Source organism: Vibrio rotiferianus CAIM 577 = LMG 21460 (assembly GCF_002741985.1).
Taxonomy (GTDB): Bacteria; Pseudomonadota; Gammaproteobacteria; order Enterobacterales; family Vibrionaceae; genus Vibrio; species Vibrio rotiferianus.
This window is the reverse complement of the sequence record NZ_APHW01000030.1, coordinates 71,573-95,353: the sequence shown is the minus strand read 5'-3', so window position 1 is coordinate 95,353 and position 23,781 is coordinate 71,573. Positions and strand designations below refer to the sequence as shown.

The 23,781-nt window shown below is 46.0% G+C and carries 21 protein-coding genes and 1 pseudogene; 12 read left to right on the top strand and 10 right to left on the bottom strand.

Going from position 1 to position 23,781, the window contains the following annotated elements; all coding sequences use genetic code 11:
* Positions 1 to 163: 163 nt before the first annotated feature.
* The 3 genes from B853_RS14155 to aspA form a co-directional block, all read right to left on the bottom strand.
* Positions 164 to 1,984, bottom strand: a complete 1,821-nt coding sequence (locus tag B853_RS14155) for a protein-disulfide reductase DsbD (protein WP_038884120.1) — start codon at positions 1,982 to 1,984, stop codon at positions 164 to 166.
* Positions 1,985 to 2,145: 161 nt separating this feature from the next.
* A complete protein-coding gene (locus B853_RS14150; protein ID WP_038884119.1) occupies positions 2,146 to 3,453 on the bottom strand; it encodes an anaerobic C4-dicarboxylate transporter in 1,308 nt (435 codons plus the stop codon).
* A gap of 177 nt (positions 3,454 to 3,630) precedes the next feature.
* Complete coding sequence (gene aspA, locus B853_RS14145) at positions 3,631 to 5,082, bottom strand: aspartate ammonia-lyase (RefSeq protein WP_005428778.1); 1,452 nt, start codon at positions 5,080 to 5,082, stop codon at positions 3,631 to 3,633.
* 422 nt (positions 5,083 to 5,504) lie between these two features.
* Between aspA and B853_RS14140 the strand changes: the two genes are divergently transcribed.
* Entirely contained in the window at positions 5,505 to 6,023 is a 519-nt protein-coding gene (locus tag B853_RS14140; protein ID WP_038884117.1) for an FxsA family protein, read from the top strand.
* Positions 6,024 to 6,089: 66 nt separating this feature from the next.
* Here B853_RS14140 and trmL read toward each other — a convergent pair whose 3' ends face one another.
* From trmL to B853_RS14120, 4 genes are all read right to left on the bottom strand, one after another.
* Positions 6,090 to 6,569: a tRNA (uridine(34)/cytosine(34)/5-carboxymethylaminomethyluridine(34)-2'-O)-methyltransferase TrmL gene (gene trmL, locus B853_RS14135; protein WP_005428753.1), complete on the bottom strand. Its 480-nt coding sequence runs from the start codon at positions 6,567 to 6,569 to the stop codon at positions 6,090 to 6,092.
* Between the two features lie 133 nt (positions 6,570 to 6,702).
* Positions 6,703 to 7,311, bottom strand: a complete 609-nt coding sequence (locus tag B853_RS14130) for a superoxide dismutase (protein ID WP_038884115.1) — start codon at positions 7,309 to 7,311, stop codon at positions 6,703 to 6,705.
* Positions 7,312 to 7,383: 72 nt separating this feature from the next.
* On the bottom strand, positions 7,384 to 8,787 hold the full coding sequence (cpxA, locus tag B853_RS14125; RefSeq protein ID WP_038884114.1) for an envelope stress sensor histidine kinase CpxA: 1,404 nt from the start codon (positions 8,785 to 8,787) through the stop codon (positions 7,384 to 7,386).
* Complete coding sequence (locus tag B853_RS14120; protein ID WP_010444116.1) at positions 8,787 to 9,476, bottom strand: response regulator; 690 nt, start codon at positions 9,474 to 9,476, stop codon at positions 8,787 to 8,789. The genes cpxA and B853_RS14120 overlap by 1 nt, the downstream gene beginning before the upstream one ends.
* A gap of 191 nt (positions 9,477 to 9,667) precedes the next feature.
* Between B853_RS14120 and B853_RS14115 the strand changes: the two genes are divergently transcribed.
* The 3 genes from B853_RS14115 (at position 9,668) to pfkA (ending at position 12,457) form a co-directional block, all read left to right on the top strand.
* Positions 9,668 to 10,177, top strand: coding sequence for a CpxP family protein (locus tag B853_RS14115; protein ID WP_038884113.1), 510 nt, complete (start codon positions 9,668 to 9,670; stop codon positions 10,175 to 10,177).
* A 123-nt stretch (positions 10,178 to 10,300) separates the two neighbouring features.
* On the top strand, positions 10,301 to 11,209 hold the full coding sequence (gene fieF / locus B853_RS14110) for a CDF family cation-efflux transporter FieF (protein ID WP_038884112.1): 909 nt from the start codon (positions 10,301 to 10,303) through the stop codon (positions 11,207 to 11,209).
* Between the two features lie 285 nt (positions 11,210 to 11,494).
* Positions 11,495 to 12,457 (top strand): 6-phosphofructokinase, encoded by a 963-nt coding sequence (pfkA, locus tag B853_RS14105; protein WP_010444110.1) that lies wholly within the window; start codon positions 11,495 to 11,497, stop codon positions 12,455 to 12,457.
* Between the two features lie 111 nt (positions 12,458 to 12,568).
* Here pfkA and B853_RS14100 read toward each other — a convergent pair.
* Positions 12,569 to 13,947, bottom strand: a pseudogene (locus tag B853_RS14100) (MATE family efflux transporter).
* Between the two features lie 227 nt (positions 13,948 to 14,174).
* On the opposite strand from B853_RS14100, the gene B853_RS14095 reads away from it, so the two are divergent.
* From B853_RS14095 to B853_RS14075, 6 genes are all read left to right on the top strand, one after another.
* Positions 14,175 to 14,465: a co-chaperone GroES gene (locus B853_RS14095; RefSeq protein ID WP_005381516.1), complete on the top strand. Its 291-nt coding sequence runs from the start codon at positions 14,175 to 14,177 to the stop codon at positions 14,463 to 14,465.
* A gap of 76 nt (positions 14,466 to 14,541) precedes the next feature.
* Complete coding sequence (groL, locus tag B853_RS14090) at positions 14,542 to 16,188, top strand: chaperonin GroEL (RefSeq protein ID WP_005440463.1); 1,647 nt, start codon at positions 14,542 to 14,544, stop codon at positions 16,186 to 16,188.
* Between the two features lie 1,244 nt (positions 16,189 to 17,432).
* On the top strand, positions 17,433 to 19,109 hold the full coding sequence (gene ltrA / locus B853_RS14085; protein ID WP_038884138.1) for a group II intron reverse transcriptase/maturase: 1,677 nt from the start codon (positions 17,433 to 17,435) through the stop codon (positions 19,107 to 19,109).
* A 64-nt stretch (positions 19,110 to 19,173) separates the two neighbouring features.
* On the top strand, positions 19,174 to 19,395 hold the full coding sequence (locus tag B853_RS14080; protein ID WP_038884109.1) for a DUF2188 domain-containing protein: 222 nt from the start codon (positions 19,174 to 19,176) through the stop codon (positions 19,393 to 19,395).
* Between the two features lie 54 nt (positions 19,396 to 19,449).
* The gene (locus B853_RS26695; RefSeq protein ID WP_282957159.1) at positions 19,450 to 19,584 is read left to right on the top strand and encodes a hypothetical protein; all 135 of its coding nucleotides are present in this window, start codon (positions 19,450 to 19,452) and stop codon (positions 19,582 to 19,584) included.
* A 408-nt stretch (positions 19,585 to 19,992) separates the two neighbouring features.
* Positions 19,993 to 20,556 (top strand): VC2662 family protein, encoded by a 564-nt coding sequence (locus B853_RS14075; protein ID WP_005425048.1) that lies wholly within the window; start codon positions 19,993 to 19,995, stop codon positions 20,554 to 20,556.
* Between the two features lie 77 nt (positions 20,557 to 20,633).
* Here the strand turns inward: B853_RS14075 and B853_RS14070 are convergent, their stop codons facing one another.
* The gene (locus tag B853_RS14070) at positions 20,634 to 21,131 is read right to left on the bottom strand and encodes an MgtC/SapB family protein (protein WP_038884106.1); all 498 of its coding nucleotides are present in this window, start codon (positions 21,129 to 21,131) and stop codon (positions 20,634 to 20,636) included.
* Between the two features lie 96 nt (positions 21,132 to 21,227).
* Positions 21,228 to 22,250: an EF-P beta-lysylation protein EpmB gene (gene epmB / locus B853_RS14065; RefSeq protein ID WP_038884104.1), complete on the bottom strand. Its 1,023-nt coding sequence runs from the start codon at positions 22,248 to 22,250 to the stop codon at positions 21,228 to 21,230.
* Positions 22,251 to 22,282: 32 nt separating this feature from the next.
* On the opposite strand from epmB, the gene efp reads away from it, so the two are divergent.
* Positions 22,283 to 22,849: an elongation factor P gene (gene efp / locus B853_RS14060; protein WP_005456976.1), complete on the top strand. Its 567-nt coding sequence runs from the start codon at positions 22,283 to 22,285 to the stop codon at positions 22,847 to 22,849.
* 200 nt (positions 22,850 to 23,049) lie between these two features.
* A complete protein-coding gene (locus tag B853_RS14055; protein WP_038884102.1) occupies positions 23,050 to 23,733 on the top strand; it encodes a nitroreductase family protein in 684 nt (227 codons plus the stop codon).
* Positions 23,734 to 23,781: the final 48 nt, after the last annotated feature.

The following is a 23,781-nucleotide window of genomic DNA, read 5'->3' as shown; positions in this document are numbered from 1 at the left end:
GAATTATTGTCCACCTTTAAGAATGTGGACAATGTTTATCCACTAAAAGTCTGAACCAAATCGACTTTTATTAGAAAAATTGCATATAAACGCAAGTTTCTCGAATTTATTAAGACAATAAAAAACGCCAGTGAAAAATCACTGGCGTTTGAATGATTCACAATCAGAATCGGTTGATGTGCTCTAAGAAAGGTTCGGCTTGCATAAAACCAGTTAAACGAGCGTTTGAAACATGTTCGCCGTTAGCATCCCAGAACTCAATGGTTGGTAAACCAAGTACATTCATATGTTTAAGCAGCTCGATGTCTTTCACTTGGTTCTTGGTCACGTCCGCCTGCAGTAGAACGAAGTCTTGCAGCTTAGCTTCGACACTTGGGTCATGGAAGGTGTACTTCTCAAACTCTTTACATGCCACACACCAGTCAGCGTAGAAGTCGAGCATCACTGGTTTGCCTGCTTGTTTAGCTTGAGCAAGTGCTGCCTCAAGCTCTGCCACGTTAGTAATGCGAGTAAAGCTCACCGTTGCTTGCTGAGCTTGCGTTGTAGTGTTGTCACCAAACCAGAAGTTCAACGCCGGTTGAGCAGAAGCAAACAGACCTAGTACTGCGATGATGCCTACTGTGCTTTGCTTCCAACCGCCAAACTCTAGGCTGTTTTTGATGTGGTATAGCCAACCAAAAGCCGCGATACCTAGTGCTGACCATAGTGCGGTTGCCCACACCTCTGGCATGATGCGCTCAAGTAGGAAGATAGGAGCTGCCAGCAGAACAAAGCCGAATAGGGTCTTAACGCGATCCATCCAACCACCTGCTTTCGGTAGCAGTTTATTGCCGAATACAGCAACAAGAATCAGTGGAATGCCCATACCCATCGCCAGTGCGTAAAGTGCGATACCACCGGTGAGTAAGTCACCACTTTGTGCCACGTAAAGTAGTGCGCCGGACAGAGGTGCCGTGGTACATGGTGAACACACCAAACCTGAAATCGCGCCCATGGCGAACACGCCTGCGCTGCTACCACCTTGTTGTTTGTTGCTGAGGTTGTTTAACCATGTCTGCACACTGCTTGGCAACTGCAGGTTATATACACCAAACATAGATAGTGCCAGCGCCACGAATAACACACTCAAACCAATCAACACATAAGGGTGTTGCATCGCTGCTTGGAACTGCATGCCCGCAGACGCCACCACAAGACCGAGTAGGGTGTAAGTCAGCGCCATGCCTTGCACATAAACAAACGACAAGCCTAGTGCGCGGCGTTGGCTCAGCTTGCCACTGCCAAGCACGATACTGGTCAGGATTGGGTACATCGGCAGTACACATGGCGTAAATGCTAAGCCCACACCAAGTGCTAAGAACAATAGTGGCGTCCACCAGTTATCTGCTAGGTTGGCTGCAAGGCTATCTTGCTGTGTTACTGGTGCCGATGAGGGAGTATCTGCCGTGGATGATTTCGCCGCTGGTGGCGTTACTATTGCTGCTTGTTCTGCTTTTGGTGCTGTCGTCGACGTGGTTGAGCCTGAGTTCGATGAAGTAAACGCACTGATAGGAATCACGCGAGTTTCTGGTGGGTAACAGAAGCCTGCTTTGGCACAGCCTTGGTACTGCACCACGACGCGAGCGCCGTCTTGCCAGTTATGCATTGGCACGTTAACAAACAGTGGTTGAGTGTAGATATGCACGTCACCAAAGAACTCATCTTTATGCGGTGTGCCTTCCTCCATTTGTAAGTCGCCTAACGCGACGTTTTCGCCCGCAACCGACAAGCGTTCTTGATACAGGTAGTAGCCATCACGTACCTGCCAATCGAGCATCAGTTTGCCGTCTTGTTGGTAGTAGTTGAACGGGAAAGCCTGATCGACAGGCACAAAAGAATCGTTGCTGCTGCCAAAGGCATTGTTTTGGTCGTTACCAAATAAGGCCATGGATGGCGCAGAAAAAGTAATAAGCCCTAAGAGTAAGACGGAGAGTAATGCACGCATAAAAGGTTCAATTCATCTTAGATAATTGCCGTTAGTGTAACTCAATCAGACCTGCTGGCTAGCCAATAAGTTTCATGGAAGTGAAGATTTGTTAAGCAAAAACGTGAGCCTCAGGCAATAAAAAAGGGAGCCGAAGCTCCCCGAGTAAGACTCTGTTTCTACTAGATCAGTAGACCACCGAATGCGAAGCCAAGTGCTACCGCTGAAGCGATAGTTGCTACACCTGGTACGAAGAACGGGTGGTTGAATACGTACTTACCGATGCGAGTCGAGCCCGTGTCGTCCATCTCAACCGCAGCAAGTAGCGTTGGGTAAGTTGGTAGTACGAATAGCGCACTTACTGCTGCGAAAGACGCAACCGCGGTAAGTGGTGCTACACCGATTGCTAGTGCTGCTGGCATCAGCGCAACAGTCGTTGCACCTTGCGAGTAAAGCAGCATTGAAGCGAAGAATAGAACAAGTGCTAGCATCCATGGGTAGTCAGACAGTAGTGCACCTGCGACTTCCTTGATGCCATCAACGTGCGCGTTAACGAATGTAGAACCTAGCCATGCCACACCAAGAACACACACACACGCTGTCATACCAGAGCGGAATGTTGCCGCTGCTGGGATTTTACTAGCGTCGATTTTACAGCTCATTACGATAGCAGCTGCGGCCGCTAGCATTACTGTCATGATTGCTTCGTTACGACCAAGCGCTGGGTTCTCGATAAGACCGACAGAGCCAGAAATTGCCGCTGCGTAACACACTACGAATGCGATCGCGCCAAGGAAGATGAACGTTGCTTTCTTCGCTGTTGGTAGGATCTCACGTTTAGATTCTGTGCTTAGCTTGATTAGGCCGTTCTCTAGACGATGTTGGTATTCAGGATCGTCTTTTAGTTCACAGCCCATGAAGTTCGCAACAAATGCACCGATCATACAAGCGATGAAGGTTGTTGGGATACATACCGCTAGTAGCGTTAGGTAGTCTACGCCGAACGGGTGAAGCATTGCCGCGAAAGCCACCACTGCCGCTGAGATTGGCGATGCTGTGATAGCGATTTGCGATGCCACTACCGCGATAGACAGTGGACGAGAAGGACGAACGCCTTGACCTTTCGCTACTTCTGCAATTACAGGCAGGGTAGAGAATGCCGTATGACCAGTACCCGCCATCAGTGTCATTAGGAATGTCACGATAGGCGCGTAGAAAGTGATGCGTTCGGGATGCTTACGTAAAAAGTCTTCTGCAACCTGTACCATCCAGTCCAAACCACCTGCGACTTGCATTGCTGCGATAGCGGTGATTACAGACATGATGATCAGGATTACGTCGACAGGTATGTAAGCTTGGCTTGTTGGAACGCCCAGGATGAGAGACAACGCAATTACCCCGGCACCACCAGCAAAACCAATGCCGATACCACCAATTCTTGCCCCCAAATAAATGAAGAGCAGAACCACGAATAGTTCGACCATTACCATATTGATACCTCTTTTAGTTTTTTATTGATTCTGATTTTTTGAACACTCAGGAACAGGAGTAAATGTTCAGAGAATCAGAACCTGTTCGGCTTACGGTAATAAAAAGCTTAATAAAAGTGTGGTTAACCGTATAAAAGCCTAAAAAAGGGCCCCGTTTGGGACCCCTTAAACATGCGATTACTCGTAGCGTTTCGCTTTATAAGTCGGATGCATGAAGTTTTCAACTGATAAGATGTCATCTAGCTCTTCAGCAGTTAATAAACCGCGTTCTAGAACCACATCACGTACACTCTTACCTGTTTCTGCACAGATCTTACCAACAATATCGCCCTCGTGGTGACCGATGTATGGGTTTAGGTAAGTTACGATACCGATAGAGTTGTAAACGTAGTTCTCACAAACTTCTTTGTTCACAGTAATGCCATCGATACATTTATCACGTAGGTTCACACACGCGTTGTGTAGTAGAGAGATAGACTCAAACACGCTTTGCGCGATAACCGGTTCCATTACGTTAAGTTGTAGCTGACCGCCTTCTGCTGCGAAAGAAACCGTGTTGTCGTTACCTAGAACTTTGAAGCAAACTTGGTTCACTACTTCTGGGATAACTGGGTTTACTTTAGCTGGCATAATTGAAGAGCCTGCTTGCATTTCTGGTAGGTTCAGCTCGTTTAGACCTGCACGTGGACCAGAAGAAAGTAGACGAAGGTCGTTACAGATCTTCGATAGCTTCACTGCTAGGCGTTTTAGCGCACCGTGCGTCATTACGTAAGCACCACAGTCAGAGGTTGCTTCGATTAGGTCTTCTGCGGCAACCACTTCAACACCTGTTACTTCTGCTAGGTGTTTTACTGCTAGCGCTTGGTAACCAGTTGGCGCGTTTAGGCCAGTACCGATTGCAGTAGCGCCTAGGTTGATTTCTAGTAGTAGCTTAGATGTGTAGTCTAGGGCACGAATCTCTTCGTTTAACGTAACCGCCCATGCGTGGAACTCTTGACCCACAGTCATAGGAACCGCATCTTGAAGCTGAGTACGGCCCATCTTCAATACGTCTTTGAATTCTTGTGCTTTAAGCTCGAATGCACCTTTTAGGTATTCGATCGCTTCCATCAACTGATGAACACTGTTGTAAACCGCGATACGGAAACCCGTTGGGTATGCACAGTTCGTTGATTGGCTCTTGTTTACGTGATCGTTCGGGTTGATGAACTCATATTGGCCTTTTTCCTTGCCCATCAGTTCAAGTGCAACGTTCGCGATAACTTCGTTGGTGTTCATGTTCACTGACGTGCCCGCACCGCCTTGGAATACGTCTGAAGGGAACTGATCCATGCACTTACCTGTTTCAAGGATCAAATCACACGCTTCTAGGATGTAGTTAGCAACGTCTTTTGGAATAGCGCCTAGCTCTTTGTTTGCTAATGCAGCAGCTTTCTTCGTCATTACCATACCGCGTACAAACTCCGGTACGTCAGAGATGGTAGTGCTTGAAATATTGAAGTTTTCGATAGCGCGAAGAGTGTGGATGCCGTAGTAAGCATCAGCTGGAACATGACGTTGACCTAATAGATCTTCTTCGATACGAGTGGCTTGGTTTGCTGTTTTTGGAGCATCAGATAGAGTAGCCATAACAGGATCCTTAGATGATAATTCTGATAATAAAGTTATTTATTAGCCATTTCTGCAATCTAGAATCCATTCATCAGAATTTTTGGCTGGAAAATCCGTCCTGACTTATGTGGCACATAATACTGTACCTAGCGCATAAAAATAGTAACTAGATCACCTTTTTCGCTTTTGATGCGTCAATATTTTGCAAAGTATGAACGAGTTATTAATAACCCTTAATGGGTAGTCTAATTTGCTGGACAAAGTTGGATTTTAAGAGTTCGAAATTAGCCCTTTTCAGTTGCACTTTTTTGTATATGGCACCTTATTGTTCGAGGAGATGACACCGTGCATTCTCTTTAGTATTAACACGCTTTTTTACAACGATTCGTTTGAGCTTAGCAGCATTTTCCCTTTACACTGCAAATAACAAAGGAGGGCATGTGTTTCCTATCTTATTATTGGCGTTTATTTTCGTCCCGATCATTGAAATCGGCCTATTTATTCAGGTGGGAGGCTTTTTAGGTCTCTGGCCTACGATTGCTTTGGTATTGATCACGGCATTTGTCGGCGCGTCTTTGGTGCGTAGCCAAGGCATCCAGACGTTGATGTCAGTGCAAGGTCGCTTAGAGCAAGGTGAGCTTCCAGCTCAGCAGATTTTTGAAGGTGTGATGCTGGCCGTCGCTGGTGTGCTGCTATTAACACCGGGCTTCATGACAGATGCATTAGGTATGTTAGTGTTGTTGCCAGCACCACGAGCAGCGATTGCAAAATACTTAATGAGTAAGATGGTGGTGAAGACCATGAACGGTGGTGGCTTCCACGCCAATTACTCAAACCAAGGTCCATTCGAGCAAGACCCGTACCGTCGTGACCCATATGATTCTCAATCGGATAACGGCAATACCTTCGAAGGTGAGTACGAGCGTAAAGACGAAGATGATCGTAACAAGCTCAACTGATTCACTCAGTAAGAAAAACAAAAGGGCGCATACAGCGCCCTTTTTAGTATCTGTAGTTTGGTGCGTTTACATTGCGCCTTCAAAACCCATTTGACGCCATGCTTCAAACGCAATGATAGCAACGGCGTTAGATAGGTTTAGGCTGCGTGCGTCCGGCATCATTGGAATACGGATACGTTGCTCCATTGGTAGGCTTTCAATCACTTCTGCTGGTAAGCCACGCGTTTCTGGGCCAAACATCAGCACGTCACCTTCTTGGTACTTCGCATCCACGTGATGACCAGTGGTTTTTGTCGTGCATGCAAACAGGCGGTAGTTGCCTTGTTTCTCTTTCTCTAAGTACTCCAAGAATGCTTGATAATCTTTATGACGCGTCACGCGAGCCAAATCATGGTAATCCAAACCTGCGCGGCGGACTTTCTTCTCTTCAAGATCAAAACCAAGCGGTTCAATCAGGTGGAGATTCGCACCACAGTTAGCACACAGGCGAATGATGTTGCCGGTGTTCGGCGCGATTTCTGGTTCGTATAGAGCGATATCAAACATGGTATTGAATTAGATTGGTCAAAACAGGCGAGCAGTATATACCCAAGTCACCATGAGAAGCGAGATTCAGCACAATGACTGGGTATAGAAGAGGGCATTTCGGTGAACCTTGTCGCCCGCTCGTGAAAGAGAGTTAACCTAATGCGCGAGCATAGTTCTCTTCTACCGCGCGCCAGTTCACTACATTCCACCATGCGTCGATGTAATCAGGGCGACGGTTTTGGTAGCTGATGTAGTAAGCGTGCTCCCATACATCAAGTGCTAGGATAGGCTCACCTTGTTGTGCGGCAACGTCCATAAGAGGGTTGTCTTGGTTGCTGGTGGAGGTAATGTGAATCTCCCCATCCTTTACGATTAGCCAAGCGAAGCCCGAGCCAAATGTATTGATAGCTGCTTGTGCAAACTCGTCTTTGAATGTCTCGAGGCTGCCAAACTTTTCGTTGATGGCTTGTGCTAGGGCACCTTGAGGTTCACCGCCACCATCTGGTGACATGCAGTTCCAGTAAATGATGTGGTTGTAATAGCCGCCACCGTTGTTGCGAATTGCTGGGCTGTGTTGAGAAATGCAAGCGAAGATGTCATCGAGGCTTTGGGTCTCGAGAGCGCTGCCTTTTGTGGCAGCAATGAATTTATCGTAATAAGTTTTATGATGTTTGCTGTAGTGAACTTCCATGGTTTTCGCATCGATGTACGGCTCTAACGCATCGTATTCGTACGGAAGCTCTGGGAAAATGTGCGACATTGTAAATCCTCCTTTATGGAGGATTTACTTTAATGTTAATGAAAATCATTATCAACTTTGATCTTTGTGGGGTTATTTGCCCGCGCTGATCAATGGCAGGGTGATGGTGACACGTAAACCACCGAGCGGACTACGACTCGCGACAATCACGCCACTGTGCTGGCGGATAGCACTTTCGGTAATGGTTAAGCCTAAGCCAGTGCCTCCCGAATGTCGATCGCGCGCGGTCGATACCCGATAGAACGGGCGGAAAATTGCGTCCAGCTCTTCGTCTGGTACGCCTTCACCATTGTCATCGACCACAATGCTGAGAGTGTCGAATGAATCCTGAATGTCGATCTTCACTTCGTCTTTACCGTAGTAAATCGCATTGCGGATGATGTTCTCTACTGCGCTCATCAACAATTTAGGGTTCCCCGAGATACTGCGATCAGGCAAGGCAGAGTAGCTGAGGCTTTTACCCATCTGCTCGGCTTCGAACTGCGCGTCTTTGATGATTTCTTCCCATAAGCTGGCAATTGGCTGAGTCTCACGTGTCATGTGACTGTTCACTTGCATACGTGATAGCTCAAGCAGTTCGGCAATCATCTGTTCTAAACGCTGGGCTTCAGTATCAATACGAGTCAGTTCAGGGCTTTCACCTTGCTTACGAGTTGCTAGAGCACTTGCCATGCGCAAACGAGTCAGAGGTGATCGCAACTCGTGTGAGATGTCTGAAAGCAAACGCTGCTGACCAGAAATCATCTGATTCACGGCTTCGACCATTTGGTTGAAGCTGGTACCTGCTTGGCGAAACTCGGTGGTGCCTTTTTCCAAATTTGGGTCGATGACAAATTCACCTTTAGCAACGCGTTGTGCCGCGGTTTCCAATCGTCGAGCTGGTTGGCTCAATGCCCACGCTAACCATAGCAATAGCGGTGTACTCACCAACATGACGGCGAGGAGTAATTGCAATGGGTGATCGAACAGGCGCAGCATGATAGGTGGTGGCTCGTTCCACTTAAAACCGACGTACATCAGTAGGTCAGAATTGGCGATTTTGATCGGCACAGGGCCCGCAATCATGTAGCGACCGTAGAGTTTTTGCTTCGGCTGTGATTGATCTTCAATGCTGGTGACAAAGTTTTGCAGTGCACGCAGCTTAAAGTCTTTGTGACTCGAGGTGCTTAGTACATTGCCCTCGTGATCTGAAAAGAAGATGCGCGGACGCGGATCGTGTTTGCTTCTTCGTTGTCCGTCAACACTAAAGAGAATCTTGCCAAGGTTATCTTGATTGCGATACTTCTTCTCAATGCCGTCACGTATTTCTAGCATACGTTGATAATGCTCTTTTGGAATGTCGCGTGCTTTCCGTGGATCAAGGTGGGGTAATGACAGCACAGCCATCAGAACCAAAAACATAGTGAACCAAAAGATGGCAAAGATGCGTCCATACAAGCTGTTTATCTTCGGCAGTTTGAAGCGTGGTGCTCGCATTAATCCTCCTCAATCAACATGTAGCCGCGCCCACGTAGGGTTTTAATGCGTGGCTTACCGTTGCTTTGATCTGGCAGTTTTTTACGTAGATTGGACACGTGCATATCGATCGCGCGGTCAAAGGCCGCGAGGCGCTTGCCAAGTACGTCAAGACTCAATGTTTCTTTAGTGAGTACTTGTCCTGGGTTCTGTACAAAGTGAGTCAGCAAGGCAAATTCTGTGGTGGTTAAATCCAGCAGAACCTCTTCACAATAAGCTTCTTGTTTACCTGGGTAGAGTTTGATTTCTTGGTACTCAATGCAGTCGCCGTTTTTGCCGCTTTTCTGAGTGCTGCTGGTACGACGCAAGATGGCACGAATACGCGCTAGTAATTCGCGGTCACTAAATGGCTTAGGCAGATAGTCGTCCGCCCCTAGCTCCAAACCGATCACACGATCTATCTCTTCACCTTTGGCTGTCAGCATTAGCACGGGTGTTTCCCAGTTTTCACGCAGGCGCTTTAAGGTTTCCATTCCATTGAGTTTTGGCATCATGACATCGAGTAAGATGAGGTCGATCCCATCATGAACAGCGGCGAGTCCTGCTTCTCCATCGTTGGCTTCGCTGACATTAAAACCTTCGAAGCTCAGCACTTCCTTAAGTAGGCTGGTTAGCTCGGTATCGTCATCAATCAAAAGAATGTTTGCCATTTGAGTACCTATTTATCATTCGTGGTCGCTTTAATATTACATGGTAATGATGAGCAACAATGAGTGTAAAAATCACTCTTTACGATTCTTTACGGTCTCTATACGTCGCTTTACCTAGCAGGTCGTATTCTACACTCAAGCGCTGTGAGAACAGCTCAGAAGAATCACTAACCTGTGTAAGGAATCGTATTATGAAAACTGCAAAGAAATTAGTACTAGCGGCTGTTGTTCTACCTCTAACTCTAGGTACAGCGAGTGCATTCGCATTTGGCGGTAAAGACCACAAAGGTCATCGCGGTGAGTGCGGCATGGGTATGGACCGTGGCATCATGCGTCAACTAGACCTGACGGATGCACAAAAAGACCAATTAAAAGAAATGCGTGAAGCAAACAAAGCAGAAATGAAAGCAAAATTTGCTGACGGTCACGAAGCTCGCATGGCAGAGCGTCAAGCTCACCACGACAAAGTACAAGCACTACTATTGGCTGATAACTTCGATGAAGCTGCGGCAAACGATCTAGCAAAAGAGATGGTTGAGAAGCAGACTGAGCGTCGCGTTAAGATGCTAGAGAAGAAACATCAAATGCTAAGTGTGCTAGCGCCGGAGCAAAAAGAAAAATTTGTTGAGCTACAGAAAGAGCGCCAACAAGAGTGTGGTGAGAAGATGCAAAAACGCATGAAAAAGCATCACGAAAGCTAATTGCTGATAGATAAAATTAAAGAGGTAGCCAGAGTGCTGCCTCTTTTTGATCTTGGCGATTTCATACTCATTACATGATTCTCAAGGTATACTCAAAATACGGTATGAGTTAACTCTTTGATTATGAAACAGCAATATGCACGCTTAGTCACGATGGCTGCCTGGACGGCTACCATCGTTGCGACACTTCTTTTGATTGTTAAAGTCATCACTTGGTGGGTGACGGGATCGGTCAGTTTACTTGCCTCTTTAATTGACTCGATGTTGGATATCGCCGCTTCGGTGGTAAATCTTATTGTGGTGCGCTATTCCCTGCAACCGGCTGACAGAGAACACACTTTTGGTCACGGTAAAGCCGAGTCGTTGGCCGCTTTGGCGCAAGCCATGTTTATCTCTGGTTCTGCGGTATTCCTGATCCTAAATGGTATCGAACGTTTCTTCCGCCCGCATGAACTCAATGCCCCTGAGCTCGGTGTTTACGTCTCTCTTTTCGCCATGGTGGTGACCTTTGGACTTGTGATGTTCCAAAAGCATGTTGTACGCATGACAGGCAGTCAGGCGATCGCAGCAGACTCTCTGCACTACCAAACTGACTTATATATGAATGGTGCCATTATGGTGGCATTAGGCTTGAGTTACTTTGGTGTCACCCAAGCTGATGCGGTATTTGCGATTGGTATTGGTATCTTCATTTTATACAGCGCTTTCAAGATGGTTAGCGAGGCGATTCAGACCTTACTGGATAGAAAACTGCCTGATGAAGAGTTGGAGCAAATTCGTCAAGAATGCTTGAAAGTGGAAGGCGTATTGGGAGTGCATCAACTGCGTACACGTATGTCAGGCCCAACACGATTTATCCAGCTGCATTTGGAGCTAGATGACAATTTACGCTTGATTGAAGCTCATCATATTGCGGATAAAGTTGAAGATAATTTGCTTGAACTGTTTCCTGAAGCGGATGTATTGATCCACCAAGATCCGTTGTCGGTGGTGTTTGGGCCAGAGAAAGAACAAAAAGCGCAAGATTGGTAACGGTCGAAAAATCGGGCTAAGTCTGACGACAAACAAGCGCTTATTGACTATCTTTCCATCACTACTTATTAAGAATCGTGATCCTGATGTGAATCAACGAAGTTGCAAAGAGAAACTGTAATACTCTTACATAAGTAGAAAAGTTACATAAAAAAGTGTGTTTTCATTGGTATTCCTGTAGAGGAAATGTAACATAACGCACAGTTCTGGATTATGCAGGTTGCTTGGTAACAAGGGGCCTAGAAGAAAATTAAATAAATTGATTGCCAAAGATCGAGGGTGAGCATGATTAAGAAGATCGGTGTTTTAACAAGTGGCGGTGACGCACCTGGTATGAACGCTGCAGTACGCGGCGTAGTTCGTACAGCACTATCTGAGGGATTGGAAGTTTACGGTGTTTACGATGGCTACCTAGGTCTATACGAAGACCGCATTGAAAAGTTAGATCGTTCTAGCGTTTCTGATGTGATCAACAAGGGTGGTACATTCTTAGGCTCTGCACGTTTCCCTGAATTCAAGGAAGTAGCAGTACGTGAACAAGCGATTGAGAACCTTAAAAAGCACGGCATCGATGCACTAGTTGTTATCGGTGGTGACGGCTCTTACATGGGTGCTAAGAAACTGACTGAAATGGGCTACCCATGTATCGGTCTACCAGGCACAATCGATAACGATATCGCAGGTACAGATTACACAATCGGTTACCTAACAGCGCTAAATACAGTTATCGATGCTATCGACCGTCTACGTGACACGTCTTCTTCTCACCAGCGTATTTCTATCGTAGAAATCATGGGTCGTCACTGTGGTGACCTAACTCTGATGTCTGCAATCGCAGGTGGCTGTGAGTACATCATTACTCCAGAAACTGGCCTAGATAAAGAGAAGCTGATTGGTAACATCCAAGACGGTATCTCTAAAGGTAAGAAGCACGCAATCATCGCACTAACTGAGCTGATGATGGATGCGAACGAACTAGCGAAAGAGATTGAAGCGGCAACTGGTCGTGAGACTCGCGCAACGGTTCTTGGTCACATCCAACGTGGTGGTCGTCCAACAGCATTCGACCGTGTTCTAGCATCTCGCATGGGTAACTACGCAGTTCACCTACTAATGGAAGGCCACGGCGGTCGTTGTGTTGGTATCGTGAAAGAGCAACTGGTTCACCACGACATCATCGATGCAATCGAGAACATGAAGCGTCCAGTACGCAACGACCTATACCAAGTTGCTGAAGAGCTATTCTAAGCCTGCTTGATAAAGTCAAAATCAAAAAACCGCGGTTATCCGCGGTTTTTTATTATCTGAAACTTGTCTGAGCTGAAATCTGCCTGAGATTGAGACTAGCGTTATGTGGAACTAAGAGCTCGCGTGCTCTGCTAATGTCATACGACGCTCGCGCAGGGCAAAGAGATAGCCTAACAAGCCGCCCAATGTGTTACCCAGAGCAATACCAATAAACAAGCCTTCGATGCTATAAAGCTGACTGCCAATCCATGCCGCTGGTAACGTAAAGACAAATAAGCGCATAAAGCTCCATTGGAAGGCTCGCAGCGGCTTGTGCATCGCGTTATAGCCACTGACTAACATCATCACAATGCCTTGGAAACCATAGCTAAATGGCACCACTAAGAGGTAATGCCACAGCAAGTCTTTTACTGCCGCTTCTTGGGAGAACAGTGCAGCAAGAGGAATGCTAAGAGGCACCATCATCAAGAAGATAAAACCTTGAAACACCACCGCAAAGCGCATGCTGAGGAACCAGCCTGAAAATGCGCGAGCAGGGTTATTGGCTCCAAAGTTTTGCGCCATAAACGGGGTAAGTGCAGAGGTCAGCGACATCAAAACCAGAATCAAGATCGACTCAATACGCTGCGCTGCGCCATAAGCGGCAACCGCTGCGGTACCGTGATTGGAAAGTATCATCATCAGAATCGCGCCAGAGAGTGGCGTCATCGCATTCGAGAGAGCGGCGGGTGTGCCTATCTTGAGCGTTTGTTGCCAATCTTGTTTGATGAGTGACCATTGCGGCGCGGCAAGCAGCTTTTCGCGTTTGATCAATACATAGAAAGAACCGCACAACGCACCAAACCAACTGAACGCACTGGCAATCGCAGCGCCTTGAATGCCGAGCTCAGGAAAAGGACCATAGCCAAAGATCAGTAATGGGTCGAGTATGCCGTTAATCAATCCAGCGAGCATCATGATCTTGGCAGGAGTCTTGGTATCACCAGTCGCCCGAATAGCGCTATTGCCTGCCATTGGGATCACCAGCAGGGGAATGGTCAGATACCAGACTTGCATGTACTGCTTGATCAGTGGGATGGAGTCTTCTTTTGCGCCAAGGAAGCTAAACAAAGGTTCGATAGTAAAGAAGCCCAGTGTCGAAGCGATAGTGACCAGAGCAACGGCAAGCAGTAAGCCATGACTGGTAAAACGAGCAGCTTGGGAAGACTGACCTTGGCCAAGTAAGCGACCGATATTGGTCGACAGACCCATACCAATGCCCATAGTGATGCAGTTCACCGCAAAGGTCACTGGAAGGTATAACTGATTGCGGCGAGCGCTTCGGTACCCAATAGCGAGATAAAAAAGGTATCGACCAAGTTAAACATCAAAATCGCAATCATGCCCATGGTCATGGGGATGGTCATTTTGCGTAATGTGTCGGGAATGGGCGCGGTCAGCAAACCATGTTTGTCTTGGGCCTGATTGTCCGGCTTGTTCTTTTCCAGCATTTTTGACGTCTATCTGGTGAGGGAAGTGCAAGGATACAAGAAAGCCGTTGCCTCGGCGAGTGAGCATTTCGCACGCAAACCGTTGCCTGACTGTTGGTTATTTTAACTAAGTCACAAAAAAATCACGTCTACCCCTTGGGATCGTTGGGTTTGCCCCTTATATAGTGATCACGTGCCTATGCGGGCAATTATCAAATAAACATGGAAACTTTCAGGAGAGACGACCGATGAACATTCGTCCATTACATGACCGAGTTATCGTAGAACGTAAAGAAGTTGAATCAAAGTCAGCGGGTGGCATCGTTCTAACTGGTTCTGCTGCGGAAAAATCGACACGTGGTGTTGTTCTAGCTGTAGGTAAAGGCCGCATCCTAGAAAACGGCACAGTGCTGCCATTGGACGTTAAAGTTGGTGATACCGTTATCTTCGCTGAAGGCTACGGCACTAAGACTGAAAAAATCGACGGTAAAGAAGTGCTAGTAATGTCTGAAAACGACATCATGGCGATCGTTGAGTAATAGCAATCATTGAGTAATTTTTTGCTCAGATTCAAATACTAATCAAAATTTAAGAATTTAGAAAAGGAAACTAAAGATGGCTGCTAAAGACGTTAAATTTGGTAATGACGCACGAGTTAAAATGCTAGAAGGCGTAAACGTTCTAGCTGACGCAGTAAAAGTAACACTGGGTCCTAAAGGTCGTAACGTAGTTCTAGACAAATCTTTTGGTGCACCGACAATCACTAAAGATGGTGTATCAGTAGCGCGTGAAATTGAACTGGAAGATAAATTCCAGAACATGGGCGCACAAATGGTTAAAGAAGTTGCGTCTAAAGCAAACGACGCAGCGGGTGACGGTACAACAACAGCAACCGTACTAGCGCAAGCAATCGTAAACGAAGGTCTAAAAGCAGTTGCAGCGGGTATGAACCCAATGGACCTTAAGCGCGGTATCGACAAAGCAGTTATCGCAGCGGTTGAGCAACTAAAAGAGCTTTCTGTTGAGTGTAACGACACTAAAGCAATCGCACAGGTTGGTACTATCTCAGCGAACTCTGACTCAAGCGTAGGTAACATCATTGCTGAAGCAATGGAAAAAGTTGGCCGCGACGGTGTTATCACTGTTGAAGAAGGTCAAGCACTACAAGATGAGCTAGACGTAGTAGAAGGTATGCAGTTCGACCGCGGTTACCTATCTCCTTACTTCATCAACAACCAAGAAGCAGGTTCTGTTGATCTAGAAAACCCATTCATCCTTCTGATCGATAAGAAAGTATCGAACATCCGTGAACTTCTTCCAGCACTAGAAGCAGTAGCAAAAGCATCTCGCCCACTACTGATCATTGCTGAAGACGTAGAAGGTGAAGCACTAGCAACACTAGTTGTGAACAACATGCGCGGCATCGTGAAAGTAGCAGCAGTTAAAGCGCCTGGTTTCGGTGACCGTCGTAAAGCAATGCTACAAGACATCGCTATCCTAACGGGCGGTATCGTGATTTCTGAAGAAGTTGGTCTAGAGCTAGAAAAAGTAGCACTAGAAGACCTAGGTCAAGCGAAGCGCGTTGCAATCACAAAAGAAAACACAACCATCATCGATGGCGTGGGTGAAGAAGCAATGATCCAAGGTCGTGTTGCTCAAATCCGTCAGCAAATCGAAGATGCAACTTCAGACTACGACAAAGAGAAACTACAAGAGCGCGTTGCTAAGCTAGCAGGCGGTGTTGCAGTGATCAAAGTTGGTGCAGCAACTGAAGTTGAAATGAAAGAGAAGAAAGACCGCGTAGAAGACGCACTACACGCGACTCGTGCAGCGGTTGAAGAAGGCGTTGTTGCTGGTGGTGGTGTAGCGCTAATCCGTGCAGCATCTAAGATTGTTGACCTAGAAGGCGACAACGAAGAGCAAAACGTTGGTATCCGCGTTGCACTACGTGCAATGGAAGCGCCAATCCGTCAAATCACGAAGAACGCAGGTGACGAAGAGTCAGTAGTAGCGAACAACGTGAAAGCGGGTGAAGGTTCTTACGGCTACAACGCAGCAACAGGCGAATACGGCGACATGCTAGAGATGGGTATCCTAGATCCAACTAAAGTAACTCGTAGCGCACTACAATTCGCAGCATCAGTAGCTGGTCTAATGATCACAACTGAAGCGATGGTTACTGACCTACCACAAAAAGACGGCGCAGGTATGCCTGACATGGGTGGTATGGGCGGTATGGGTGGTATGGGCGGCATGATGTAGCGCGACAAGAGTCGTGTTAACTAAAACCTCAACTTCCCAGTTGAGTCAGAAAGCTGTATGCTTCTGAAGTCCCCCCCTTGTGGTTAAAGGGAAAAAATAACCTTCATATGAAGGTCACCATCTAGCGGAGCTTTAAGCTACTAGTTTGGTTATTACAGTACAGTTAGGAGAAATATTTCACTATTAGAGGGAAGCTTACCTTCGATGGTGTAAATACCTAACTAAACGTACTGTCTCACCGAAAACACCTTTGGTTTTTCGGAGCCTAATGGGTACCCAGCCCCATTTTTGCATCAATAACCCTCCTCAAAGAGCCCTTGGGTGCACTTTGAGGGAGGGTATTTGATGTAGTCCTTCCTAGTTGACATTTTCAACTAGTCATAGCGTTTACACGCTGATCAAGAAACAAGGAGTAACTGACTTTTGTCATTTGCTTCTCTCGTTTTCTTTTGCGTCCTGCAATAGCAAAAACAAAGTCCTATAACTAAGCTTTGAAGCTTAGTCGTACAGGGATGATGTACTTGCATTTTTAGTTAACGCGCTTAAGTCTTTGCTTGTATTGTCTTACTCTCAACAGCAGTTTGATGTGATAAGACCTACTTTGTAGCAAGTAGTAGCCTAGGGATAGTGCGAGTCTGGTAACGGACTGGTGCGGAGCTTCCTGACAATGTACCCCCTGTAAAGGTGTGTTCTTCGTGTGAACGAATAATACAGAGATCGGTAATGACATCCGATCAAGGGGCTAGGCTAAGTTATAGGGTTAACATATGTGAACTACTGATAAACAACGTCAGCCGCGACGAGCGAAATGTCTTTGATACGCTCTGACCAAAAGGTATGTGGACAAGTTATCTCTTTTACATTTGGAGGTACGCTACTGTAGTGCCACCGTTGGATAGGTAGAGCCTAAGTAACAATTTGTACAAGTAAAGAAACTTGGTAAGCCCAACTATCCGCCGATAAGGCAGGTGACTCGTAAGGGAAGCTGTTGGATAAGTGGGTAGAGGAATTATGGAGAAAGCGAATGCTTGGCTGTAATGGTCAAGATAGAGGTTCAAACTTTGCCTCAACTCGAAAGAGTGCAGACTTCCATAGGGTCTTTAATCGCAAAATGGCTTGTAAAGCTGAAAGCGGATCAGCGAAATTTATTTCGATGACTCGAAACAACCCCATAAGGGTAGATGATAAATCTCCTTAGAGGGGATTTATCTTCACTCCCATTGGATAACCATGAGGAAAGCAAGATGAGTAACATTCAGTGTTTACCTGCATTCTCACACTTAAACGATGGCTGGCACTCTATCGATTGGAATCTATGCCATCAGACAGTGAAGAAGCTACAAGTGCGAATTGCGAAAGCAACGTTAAATGGAGACTGGCGACAGGTTAAGAAGCTGCAACGTATGCTTGTACGCTCCTTTTCTGCTCGAGCATTAGCGGTCCGACGGGTAACCGAGAATCGCGGAAAGAAAACATCTGGTGTGGATAAGGAGACTTGGAACACACCAATATTAAAATGGGATGCGATAGGGGAGTTAACACGCAAAGGTTATAGACCCAAGCCGTTACGTCGAATATACATTCCAAAAACCAATGGCAAAAAAAGACCGTTAGGTATACCGACAATGAAAGACAGAGCAATGCAGGCTTTATACTTGCTGGCGCTAGAACCCGTTTCGGAATCGACAGCGGATCGACATAGCTATGGTTTTCGTCCTCACCGGTGTTGCGCTGATGCTATCGAACAATGTTTCGTGAACCTCAGTCGCAAAGCAAGTGCCCAGTGGGTGCTAGAGGGTGATATTAAAGGGTGTTTTGATTTCATTAGTCATGATTGGTTGATTGCTAATATTCCTATGGATAAAGCAATTCTGAAGCAATGGCTAAAAGCTGGATACATGGAATCAGGAAGTTGGAACGAAACTGAGGCAGGAACACCACAAGGTGGGATTATCTCACCAGTACTTGCCAATATGGCTTTGGATGGGTTGGTTGATGTACTCGAATCCCAGTTTGGGAAAAAGAATACAAAAGCCAGTTACAAAACCAAGGTTAACTATGTGCGCTATGCGGATGATTTTATCATTACTGGTATCTCGAAAGAGTTGCTAGAAGAACAAGTGCTGCCAATCGTAAAAGCCTTTATGGCTGAACGAGGTCTGTCACTGTCAGATGAGAAAACTTTCGTTACACACATAGACAGTGGGTTCGACTTTCTAGGACAGAACGTACGGAAATACAACGGCAAGATGTTAATCAAGCCGTCGAAGAAAAACGTAAAGACGTTTCTGAGGACAATACGAGATTACCTACATAGCCACAAAACGGTCTCAGCCGCGGCGATTATTGCCAAACTGAACCCTATGATCCGTGGATGGTGTAACTACCACCGATGGATATGTGCGAGTGAGACATTCAAGTATGTAGATTACCGTATCTGGAAGATGCTTTGGCAATGGTGCAGACGCATCCACTCCAATCGCCGTAAACGCTGGATTAAAGACAAATACTTTAAAACAGTGGGAGAAAGGAGATGGGTATTTAGTGCACCAAAACCAAAAGGAGAAGATGGACACTACCGTTTGTTAAGTGCTGCGAGAGTGAAAATCGATAAGCACGTAAAAATTAAGTCAGAGACGAATTGTTACTTGCCGGCAGATGAGCAGTATTTTGAACGTCTAAGGATGCAGAGACTTAAAAAGTCACTGTCAGGTAATATGAAGCTTTGGAAAATTGCTGAAAAGCAGGACTTCAAATGTGGAGTCTGTGGTCAGGCGTTTAACTCAAATGATGAATGGGATATTCACCACCTCATTAGGCGAGTTGATGGTGGCTCAGATAACAGCTCGAACTTAATGATGCTTCATATAAATTGTCATAGATTACGGCACTCATCTTCAAGTTGTGATGTGTGTGATTGATTTATGTTCAATAACCCCATATATCTCATGCTGAGCAATTAAGTTCATAATGAGGTATCTATTTATGGGAAAAAACCAGTGGGTAGTCAAGAAAGATGGGCAATGGGGTGTTAAAGGGGAAGGAAACGAAAAAATGACGTCCTACCATAAGACACAAAAGGAGGCTATTGAAGCCGGCAAAGCTATTGCTCAGAACCAAAAGAGTGAGCTTATAATCCAAGGTAAAGATAATAAGATTCGTGAGAAAAATTCTTACGGGAATGACGATTTTCCACCTAAAGGTTAAAGCAAGCTCAGTTGCTGGTTTCTTCTAGGAGAAACTTATAAAGGCTTGAGCCGTATGCGGGGAAACTCGCACGTACGGTTCTTAGGGGAGGGGCAGCCAGTAATGGCTGTTCCTTACCCGACATTTGCTGCTTGTCTTGTCGCTTTAACCCCTTATAGCGGCATCGAAAGTGCTCATTTACGTGCGTAAACTCCGCGCTTTCTCTTTGCTCTAAGGCGTTATAGCTTAAAGACAACCGACCAAACCAAACTATTAAGCCGAGGTGGATGCCTCGGCTTTTTTGTATCTGCTGTTTTTGGCGCAAGAAAAAGCAGGCGTTTGAGGAGATTAATCTTTATTTTTAGCTCCTATATGGCATTGAGTTCCTTAACTTATTCTGAGCAATAGAATGGAGCAAGTTGATATAAAAATACGCAATTGTGCGGGTATTGTGCGTAAATCGTCAGGGAAAATGCAGATAAATAATTATGATGAATTAATTGCTTTATTTGTCAGAGAGTTAAATATGACTTCCAGCTAACATTTATTGAGTTAAAATGGCGCAAAATTTGTACATTACACTATGTTGTAAAGTGATTATTCCCCATGGAGATTAAAATGAAAAAGCTTATGACGTCATTGGCTGTTGCAGCCGCTATTGCTTCACCTGTTGCTCTTGCTGACAGCACGCCAGTTATGTTCTCGACTATCGATAACACTAACGCACCTTCTAACTCTTCTGTTGGTGGTGTTCGTCTTGCGGTTCTTCACGGTCAAGTGAACGAAGTGAAAGGTGTCGACTTCTCTCTACTTGGTATGTCTGAAACAGACCGCACAACGGGTGTTAACTTCGGCCTTTTCTTTGGTGCGTCTAAAGTAAACCAAGAAATGAAAGGTGTTTCGCTAGGTCTATTCAACTGGAACCAAGGCCAAACAACCGGTCTTAACCTAGGCGCGGTAAACGTGACTAACAACGTTGAAGGTTTGAACTGGAGTGCTGTGAACTACTCTGAAGGTTACACAATGGCAGATATCGGTCTGGCAAGTATCTCTAAAAAATCTAACTTCCAGCTAGGTTTCTTCAACATGACTGACCAAATTGACGGTGTGCAAATTGGTCTTCTAAACTGTGCAGACAACGGTTTCTTCAAGTGTTTCCCAATCGTAAACTTCGCGAAATAAATTAAGCGATCTCTTACGATAAATACCAGATACAAAAAGACCCCGGCATGATGTCGGGGTCTTTTTTATAGTGTTGTTTATTTGATTAAACGCGTAGGCGTTTTTCGTTGCTGCATTTTCTGGTGTACGCCACGACGTAGCGCTTTAACACGGTTTTCTGCTCTATCTACGCCAAGTAATACGGTCAGCGCCAACACGGTAATGATGATCGATTGCGATAAGTAGCCCAAGCCAATCATCAAGCCTAGCCCCGCCAAGACCCAAATCACTGCCGCGGAAGTCACGCCGTGGATTTTGCCGTCTTGCGTCATCATCACCCCTGCACCTAAGAAGCCAACGCCAGTGATGATCTGGCCAAGTACGCGAGCTTGATCGAGAGTGTTTGGCGAGAGTGAAACCGCCATCGACATAAACAGGTAAGTACCAGAGATAACGAGAATTGCGGTTCGAATACCAACAGGCTTACCACGAGTTTGGCGCTCTATACCGATCATTAAGCCGTTGATGGCGCAACAGGCTAACGCAGGCCAGCTGAATGGGCCAAGATCGAATAATTGTTCAAAAGTTGCTTGCATCTTAACCTCCAAGATTGTCGGAGTATGCATAGATAAGACCGTCCGATCGAACAAAAGCTTTTATTTGTTACGATAAAATCCTATACGATCAACACGCTACTCCAAGTGCAAATCCAGTGGCGTTTTGCTTGGGCGGCCGCCGATTTCTCGGGCTAGTTTAGGTACCAAGTAACCAGAAACACGTGTAATGACACCGCGCATGATTTCTTTAGCTTTGTCATCAGAAACAAAGAAGTGCGCAGCGCCTTGTACTTTATCCAAGACGTGCAGGTAATACGGCAAAATGCCACTGTCAAACAAAGCCTCATTGAGGGCAACTTGTGCTTCTACGTTGTCATTGACACCTTTCAGCAATACACCTTGGTTCAGCAAAGTCACACCAGCTTGCTTTAACTTGGCCATTTGAGCAGAAAACTCAGCGTTGATTTCGTTGGCGTGATTGATGTGAGTCACCAAGACGATCTGTAGGCGAGAAGCACGAAGTAGCTGGTACAATTCGTCAGTAATACGAGCAGGGATCACAACAGGCAAACGACTGTGAATACGTAGGCGTTTGATATGTGGGATTTGTGCGATGTGCTCCAGTAACCAGTGAATCTCATCGTCTTTGGCCATTAGCGGATCGCCGCCGGAGAAGATCACTTCGTTTAACTCAGGTCTTTGCGCCATGTATTCTAGGCATTTGCTCCAAGCTTGTTTACCACTTTTATTCTCTTGATAAGGGAAGTGGCGACGGAAGCAATATCGGCAGTTTACGGCGCAGCCACCTTTCACGATCATCAAAGCGCGATTGTGGTATTTATGCAGTAGTCCGGGGATGTCGTTATCTTGCTCGTCCAATGGGTCATTGGAATAACCGTCATGTACCTCAAACTCAGCACTCAAAGGTAATACTTGGCGTAAAAGTGGATCGTAAGGATTGCCTTTTTCCATCCTATCGACAAAACTTTGCGGTACACGCTGTGCAAACAGCTTGCGCGCAGCAAACCCGTCTTGCCATGGCGATGGATCAATTTCCAACATTTCTAGCAGTTTTGCAGGATCAGAGATCCCATTCGCTAACTGTTTGAGCCAGTTTTGCTCAACAGATTCGACTTTTCGGGTTATTATGTGCGGCATTGAATTTAGCTCTAAGAATGTAAGAGGACAAAATGGCTACAGTTAGCACCAATGAATTTAAAGGCGGCCTTAAGTTAATGCTTGATAACGAGCCTTGTGTAATCCTGGAAAACGAATACGTTAAACCAGGTAAAGGCCAAGCGTTCAACCGCGTTAAAATTCGTAAACTTCTTTCTGGTAAAGTGCTAGAGAAAACATTCAAGTCTGGTGACACTTGTGAAGTGGCAGACGTAATGGATATCGATCTAGATTATCTATATTCAGACGGCGAATTCTACCACTTTATGAACAACGAAACTTTCGAGCAGATCGCTGCAGACGCGAAAGCGGTTGGTGAAAACGCTAAATGGTTGGTAGAAAACAACACTTGCATGATCACACTTTGGAACGGTAACCCAATTACGGTTACGCCACCAAACTTCGTTGAGCTAGAAGTTACAGATACAGATCCAGGTCTAAAAGGTGATACTCAAGGTACTGGTGGTAAACCAGCTACACTAGCAACTGGCGCTGTAGTTCGTGTTCCACTATTCATCGCAATTGGCGAAGTGATCAAAGTTGACACTCGTACAGGTGAATACGTAGGTCGTGTGAAGTAATTTCACCCAAACGTATCATATGGAAAAGGTCGCTTTGGCGGCCTTTTTTATTGCCTGTAATTCTTCCATATTTTGCCTGTCATTTGTCGATGAATATTTGCGCTTTATCTCAATATCGCATTGATTTTATGAAGATTAAAAGGCGAGTGTGAAATTTGTGGCTATAGTGAATCAACACCCAACAAGCGCAAGGAAGCACTATGTCGACTCAAGAACAACATCATCCACTCATCGATTTTGTGGAATATCCTCCGCAAGAAATGGCAGCAAGAGCTGTACATAATCTTGAGCAACTTCAACGCCGTCATTCGATTCGTAGCTTCTCCGACCGCCCAGTGGCGAAAGAAGTCATTGAGCACTGTATTCGAGCGGCAGGTACAGCTCCGAGTGGGGCAAACCATCAGCCTTGGCATTTTGTTGCGATTAATAGTGTGGAAGTGAAAGGCCAGATCCGCCAAGCCGCCGAAGAGTTAGAGCGTTCTTTCTATGAAGGGAGAGCAGGGCAAGAATGGCTAGATGCACTGAAACCTCTAGGTACCAATGCCAGCAAGCCTTATCTGGAAAAAGCACCGTGGTTGATCGCGGTGTTTTCGCAGAAGAAGGGCGGCATGAGTAACGATGGGGAGCAAACCAATTATTACGTGCACGAGTCAGTAGGGATTGCCACAGGCTTTTTGCTTCAAGCACTGCACAATGCAGGGCTGGGGACACTGACTCACACGCCAAAGCCGATGAGTTTCTTGAGCAAGATTTGTGGGCGAGACAATGATGTCGACCGTCCATATATGTTGATTGTGACGGGCTATCCGGAAGAAGATGCGACCATTCCAGAGCATGCGATGCACAAAAAGTCACTGGATGAAATCGCGACCTTTATTGAGTAGCGCTTGGCATTCAAACACGAGTTACAGGCAATAAAAAAGCTGGCTAGG